Annotated in this window: 4 protein-coding genes and 1 pseudogene; 2 read left to right on the top strand and 3 right to left on the bottom strand. The window is 34.0% G+C overall.

The window, feature by feature from the left end:
* Positions 1–139: 139 nt before the first annotated feature.
* Complete coding sequence (locus JR312_RS05345) at positions 140–1,297, bottom strand: ankyrin repeat domain-containing protein (RefSeq protein ID WP_416647910.1); 1,158 nt, start codon at positions 1,295–1,297, stop codon at positions 140–142.
* Between the two features lie 483 nt (positions 1,298–1,780).
* Between JR312_RS05345 and JR312_RS05340 the strand changes: the two are divergent.
* A pseudogene (locus JR312_RS05340) lies at positions 1,781–2,011 on the top strand (transposase); the annotation flags it as partial.
* Positions 2,012–2,176: 165 nt separating this feature from the next.
* Here JR312_RS05340 and JR312_RS05335 read toward each other — a convergent pair.
* Positions 2,177–2,881, bottom strand: coding sequence for a double zinc ribbon domain-containing protein (locus JR312_RS05335; RefSeq protein WP_416647909.1), 705 nt, complete (start codon positions 2,879–2,881; stop codon positions 2,177–2,179).
* A 51-nt stretch (positions 2,882–2,932) separates the two neighbouring features.
* Complete coding sequence (gene uvrA / locus JR312_RS05330) at positions 2,933–5,746, bottom strand: excinuclease ABC subunit UvrA (protein WP_416647908.1); 2,814 nt, start codon at positions 5,744–5,746, stop codon at positions 2,933–2,935.
* A gap of 325 nt (positions 5,747–6,071) precedes the next feature.
* Between uvrA and JR312_RS05325 the strand changes: the two genes are divergently transcribed.
* On the top strand, positions 6,072–7,265 hold the full coding sequence (locus JR312_RS05325) for an ankyrin repeat domain-containing protein (RefSeq protein ID WP_416647907.1): 1,194 nt from the start codon (positions 6,072–6,074) through the stop codon (positions 7,263–7,265).
* The last annotated feature ends 83 nt before the right edge of the window (positions 7,266–7,348 follow it).

Here is a 7,348-nt window from a genome sequence, read left to right as displayed (position 1 = left end):
GATGACAGGATATTTGTTTCTAATTCTTTATAATCTACCAAACCAGTAGTTCTATTTGCTTGACTCATATCAAACCTCCATTTTTTATATCAATTTATTACTTTTTTTTCGGTTTGACACACTTTTTTGAACGTTCCCGTTACGAAAGAGCATTATGTATACGTATGCTTTGTATATCTACACTTTGCCACCCTTCTGTTAAGCTTTGCCTCCCTTCCATTACGTTTTGTCGCTCTTTTATTTCTTTTATTTCGTTATCGAATTTTGACATTAGATATTTAGCATAACCAGATGTTAATGCTGTTGATGCAGATACAGCTATTGCTACCGTAACAGATGTTAATGTAATTTCCATCGTCTCGGTTATAAAAAGCGTCGATGTTACAAAATTCCCTAACATGGCAACTAAGCCACCAACAACTACACTACCTTGAACTACTTTATTTTTTAAAAACCCTTTTATACTCTCTACCGTATCTTCTTGGTGATTTATAATGGCATAATACAAAGGAGTTTTCTGCAAACTATCTTTTTCATAAACATCTGCACCTCTGTCTAGTAGAGCATCTACTATCTCTAAATAGCCATTTTTAGCAGCATAATGCAAAGGAGTACTACCATTTCTATCTTTTACATGAACACTTGCGCCTTCAGCTAACAGAGCATCTACTACCTCTACATGGTTACTTAAAGTAGCATAATGCAAAGGAGTACTACCATTTTCATCTTTTACATTAATATCTGCACCTGTTTTTAGTAGAACATTTACTACATCTATGAATTTATATATAGTAGCATAATGCAAAGGAGTACTACCACTTCTGTCTTTTACATCAACATCCGCACCTTTTTTTAGTAGAGCATTTACTACATCTATGAGTTCATATATAGTAGCATAATGCAAAGGAGTACCACCACTTCTATCTTTTACATTAACATCCGCACCTTTTTTTAGTAGAGCATTTACTACACCTACACATCTACTATAAACGGCATGATGCAAAGCAGTCTCTCTATTTTCATCTTCTACATGAACATCCGCATGCCTATCTAATAAAACATTCACTAAATCCTTACAGCCAGCTGCTGCAGCTGCAATTAATAATGTAAATTCGGCATCAGGATCACTTTGGATGAATGTATGATTTATACTAAAATTTTTATTTTCCCACTCTTGATACGCTATTGTATCTTCCCTTCGCAATACCTCTTTTATTTTATTAATTACGTTATCTTTATTTACACTTGCATCTTTATCAATTGCACTTAATATCTTTTTCAGATTTTCAAAATCCATCTTTACCTCCTATAACTTTACGTTGCAGTTACTACACAATTACAAACAAAAGTAAACACATTTTTGGAAATTATTTAGAAAAAGAATCCATTAAAAAAGTCAGTGATTTGCAATAAATAACTGATCCATTTAATTGAAAGAAATATGTGATGTAACTATAGTCATTATAAGCAACAATAGAAAAAACACGGAAGTAAAAAATTTATACTGATCTTATCATATTTATTATTAGCATAATTATAAACATGGGAAAGCAAATACAAGTCAACTTATCTAAAAAAAATAGTGAGAGGGTCTTATCTGGCGCAAAATGGATGGCCAACCTTAGTGAAAATTATTTTGCATCATTAAATAATAACAGCATTAAACCAGCCAGCTCTATAAGAAAACTAATAGAGGCTTTTTTACTTGTTCCAATTATTATATCCAGTGCTATTACACTAGCATGTACCTATTTTTTTCTGAATGCAGTGAGTATTCAAAAATGTGATTGCAGCTTTGAATAAGGGAAAAATTATGGCGCCCATGATTTTTGAAGGCTACTGCGATACAGACGTTTTTAATAGCTAGTTCAAGCTTTTTGCTGGGTGATTTTGGATAATGCAACTTTTCATAGAAAATAAGTGAATTTGTTAAAAGTGTCGGTGCTGAAGTTATATATCTGCCTCCATATTCTCCTGATTTTAACCAAACCATTGGTTTGCTATAAAAAATTGAGCCAGAAAGAATATCCACCTGTTCGAACTATTAGAAAAAGAGCTATAATTATAGACTCCGTATACACTATAACTAGACTTTTTTTAAGAGGAATGATACAGAAGTTAGTACTAAGACACTAAACAGTTTTCAAAAATGAAAATTATACCTTAAAACTGATTTTCATATAGTTCTTGCAAGCGATAACACTCTCACTTCTCTTGCACCAGAGTTTAAAATTTCCTGAGAGCAAGACCTTGCAGTTGCACCAGTTGTTACTACATCATCAACCAATATCACGATTTTGTTTTTGATAATTTCGCTGTTGCTTATTTTAAAAGCCTTTCTCAAATTTTTTTCACGCCTTTTAAGTGAAAGACCAGCTTGAGGTACAGTGTGACGAATACGTTTTATTGCAAATGGTGTATAAGATAAATGAGATAACTTACTTAATTCCTTCGCGAGCAATGCTGCTTGATTATATTTACGTTTAAATAAGCGTATTTTATGTAGCGGTATGGGAATTATGACCTCTGCATTTTGAAACATGTCTTTGTTAGCTTTGTACATCCACTTTGCGTAGACTTTCATGTAGTTTAAGTTATCAAAAAATTTAAAATTCATAATCATATTTTTGCTATGTTCATCGTAGGCAAAAACTGATCTTAATACTTTAAATGGTGAAGGGTTACTGATGCATCTACCACATGTATCAATGTTATCTGGAATTACTACACCACAAACATTACAGTAATGCTTAGTTAAAAAATTGATTTTTTTATTGCATTCACTACATAAATCATAACTTTTATCAATTATACGTTCACAACTTACGCATACGTTTGGAAATATGAGATCTGTAGCTTTTTTTAATAAGAGAAGATTCATGAATTAAATATGTTAGGTATACCTTTTAAAATGCTCCTCATAACCTAATTATTAAGAAATAGTCGATACTTGATCCAATAAATATGTTTTAAGATACTTGCCTGTAACGCTTTTTGGAGTCTGTGCAACTTTTTCTGGAGTTCCTACAGCAACCACTTCGCCACCTTTTGCTCCACCCTCTGGACCAATATCTATTATGTAATCAGCAGTTTTTATAACATGTAAATTGTGCTCAATAACTATAACAGTATTTCCTAAATCAACTAGCCTATGGAGTATTTTCAGTAAATTATTTACATCTTCAAAATGTAACCCAGTTGTTGGCTCATCGAGAATATACAATGTTTTCCCGGTAAATCGCTTTGATAGTTCCTTAGACAGCTTTATTCGTTGTGCTTCACCCCCGGACAACGTTGTTGACGACTGTCCAAGCGTTATATAGCCAAGCCCTACTTCCTGTAAAGAAATCAACTTTTCCCTTATCATTGGAAGATTTTCAAAAAAGTCACATGCTTGATCTATTGTCATATCAAGCACATCAGAAATTGATTTTCCCTTGTAAGTAACTTCCAATGTTTCTCGGTTATACCTCTGTCCTCTACATTGCTCACATTTCACATAAACGTCCGGTAGGAAATGCATCTCGATCTTTAAATGCCCATCACCTTTACAAGCTTCACATCTTCCTCCCTTGGTATTAAATGAAAATCGGCCTATATTGTAACCTCGTGCCTTCGACTCTGGGAGACCTGCAAACCAATTTCTGATGTGAGTAAACATACCAACATATGTCGCTGGATTTGATGCTGGAGTCCTACCAATTGGTGACTGATCAACTTCTATAATTTTATCTATATACCCAAGGCCTTCTATTTTATCGCATTTACCATGCTTTGCAGATGAATGATTTATCTTCTGTGCTGAGTATTTATATAGTGTTTCTATTACTAAACTTGATTTTCCTCCTCCTGATATTCCAGTAACACAAATAAAATTCCCTATAGGAAATTCAACATTTATATTTTTTAAGTTATTCTCACATGCGTTAACTACCTTTATGAACTGAGTTGTTTGCTTTCTTCTTTTTGAAATTGAAATTTCCTTCTTTCCACTTAAATACTGTCCTGTTATGCTCTCTAAATTTTTTTGTACCTGATCTGGTGTTCCTTCTGCAACGATTTTTCCTCCATTCACGCCAGCTCCAGGACCAATATCAATCACATAATCAGCAGCCATTATTGTGTCTTCATCATGTTCAACAACAATCACAGTATTACCCATGTCTCTCAGATTTTTAAGTGTGGCAATTAATCGATCATTATCACATTGATGAAGGCCAATTGAGGGTTCGTCAAGCACGTATAGCACTCCTGTTAAACCAGAGCCAATTTGCGAAGCAAGCCTGATCCTCTGGCTTTCACCACCAGAGAGAGTGCTAGATTCACGGTCAAGTGTAAGGTAATTTAGCCCTACATTCTTTAAAAATGTCAGCCTTTTGATTATTTCGTTTAATATTTTATTTGAAATTTGCCTTTGTTGTTCTGTAAGTCTGTCTGATAAATTTCCAAACCACTTAAGGGATTCATCGATGCTGAGCCTTGATATTTCACCTATATGTTTTTCGTCAATTTTCACTGTAAGTGCTTCTTTTCTCAATCTATAGCCAGCACATTCTTTGCAGTCAGTAACAGAACAATACCTATCAATAAGTGATGCATCGTAATCCATCTGGCGTTCTAGGATACTGACCAAACCTTGAAATTTCATTTCTCTAGAGCCAAAAAGTATTAAATCCTTCACTTTTTGGTCTATATTCTTCCACGGAACATCAAGGCTAAATTTGCAATTTTCAGCCAGTGATAGAATTGCATTTTTTAGCAATCCATAGTTTGTATGCACTTGACGGAATATTGATCCAATTGGCTTTAAAGCACCTTCAGATATCGAGAGCGTTTCATCTGGCACTATTAGCTTTGCATCAACACTTAGTTTTTTACCGAGCCCATTGCATGAACTGCATGCACCGTAGGGGCTGTTAAAAGAAAACAATCTTGGCTCTATTTCTTCAAGAGTAAAGCCAGACTCAGGACATGCAAAATTCTCTGAGAAAGTTAAAGTTTGACCATTTTTATACTCGGAATTGTGGTTATCAGGTAAGTTCACTATTTCTGCATACATTAAGCCATGGCCCAGCCTCAATGCTGATTCTACACTGCTTGGTAGTCGATTTCCTATATCATCTGATATGGAGATTCTATCTGCAATAACAAAAATATCATGTTTCTTGTTTTTATCGAGTTTAGGCAAGTCATCTATATTGTATGTTTCACCATCTATTTTTAGTCTCACGTAACCCTGCTTTTTAATTTCCAATATCTCTTTGAAGTGCTCTCCTTTTCTGCCACGCACAATAGGAGCAAGTATATATATTTTAGTTTCTAAAGGTAATGCTATAATAGTATCTACAATTTGAGATACAGCCTGTTTCGTTATTGGCAACCCAGTTACAGGCGAATAAGGTATTCCCACTCGTGCATATATTAAGCGTAGATAGTCATAAATTTCAGTAACAGTTCCAACGGTTGATCTTGGATTTTTTGAGATCGATTTTTGGTTAATTGATATTGCAGGAGAGAGGCCTGTGATTGACTCAACATCTGGTTTATCTTGAATATTAAGAAATTGACGTGCATAAGCCGATAGACTTTCGACGTATCGGCGTTGGCCTTCTGCATAAATCGTATCGAATGCGAGGCTAGACTTACCAGAACCACTTAGTCCAGTTATAATAACTAACTTATTTTTTGGTATATTGACATCAATACCCTGCAAATTATGCTCTCTTGCACCTTTAACTCTGATCATACTTCATGTACCTTTGACCATTACAGCCTAAAAATACATAAACTTACAACAACTTGCTACTAATTTTTTTAACTATTACGGAAAACGAGATAGCACAACTAGTGCAAAACATTTTGCCACACAACTATATAAACATCTGTTTTCGCCAAGTTAGTTCGTACAACAAATGGTGTCATAAAAGTATGTTTTCTACAATCTCATCAAAAACATGCTTACCAATTTTTGGAAACAGCAAATTTTATTTTATATAAAATATAGAATTTTGATAAATTTAACTTTTTTGTGAGATTATGCAGGGATAAAAATAAATTTAGAGGGAAAGGTTATGGCAATAGAGAAGCAGAAGTTTTTTGAAATAATAAATGAGGTAGGTGAAAGTGGAGGTTTGGATGAAGATAATTTACTTGAAAGAATAAAGAATGAGTTAAAAGGAAAAGATGAAGGAGAGTACAACAAGTTTAGTAAAAATTTTAGTAAAGAACATCAATTTAGTATAAAAATTTCAGAAGAAGCTGCGGAAGATTGGACGTTGTTACATCTTGCTACAGCATGCAACACTATGTTAATAGTGGAACTTCTACTAAAAAAGAAAGCAAGTGTTAGCGCTCGAGTAAAAGATGGTTCTAAAAATGATGGACTAACTGCTTTGCATATTGCTGCTTCTTGTGGACATAAAGACATGGTAAAACGGTTACTAAACGATAATCGAGTTGATCCTTCATTAAAAAGCAAAAATAAGACTCCAAGAGAGGTGGTAGGCAATACAGAAAATAAGGAAGCGATATTACAAATGTTAGAGGAAGCAGAAGAAAATTTTTATGCAAAGCATAAGAAAAAAACTGATATATCAGCAGATGTTATAAATTCTGTGAAACAATACAATACCATACGTAGTAGTGAACAGGCTCCCATTACGTGTGGAAGTAGTGACAATATAGTAAGTGAGCAATACTTACATGCTGGTGTTAAGAATATTGTAGAAAAATTTGAGTCACCGCAAAGAGGAAGTGTTACATGTAGTGGTAAACAGACTCCTATTGGTGAAAGCGTTAGTAGTGACGACAGCGGTCTAGAGTCTGAGGCTACATTTGATACTTCTTTCTGCTCCGAAATAAATCACGACGGGACAGCTAATGAAGTTAATGACCAAATTTTAGAAAGTCTGCAACCTCAAATTCAGTTGCAAGATAGACAAATTCGGAAGTTAGAAAAGCCAGGTAAAGAATTAAAACATGTTGAGAAAGAACTAGAAAAATTAAAGAGTGACTTAGCTGGACATGAGACTCGGTTAGAAATACTTGATAAACTCAGTGAAGAGAATCAATCACTAAAACAACAAATACAAGATCTAAAAAGTAAAAATACAACACTTAATAGTGAATTAAGCAAAACCAAAGCAAATAAAGTATTACTAGAAAAAACAGAAAAAGGACAACTGTCTTTCTTAAAAATTGCTTCTGTAAAGGGAACGTTCAAAAAAGTGTGTCAAACCGCATTTTCAATTCAACTCAATTTTTAACCTACCAGGAAAAAAGATATCAAGTTGAGACATAGTTAAAGCCCAATTAGGCAAAGCAGTAATCCACTTTTGCTCTACCTTTT

This window comes from Wolbachia endosymbiont of Nasonia giraulti (assembly GCF_048054155.1).
Taxonomy (GTDB): domain Bacteria; phylum Pseudomonadota; class Alphaproteobacteria; order Rickettsiales; family Anaplasmataceae; genus Wolbachia; species Wolbachia pipientis_C.
This window is presented reverse-complemented; position numbering and strand designations above follow the sequence as displayed.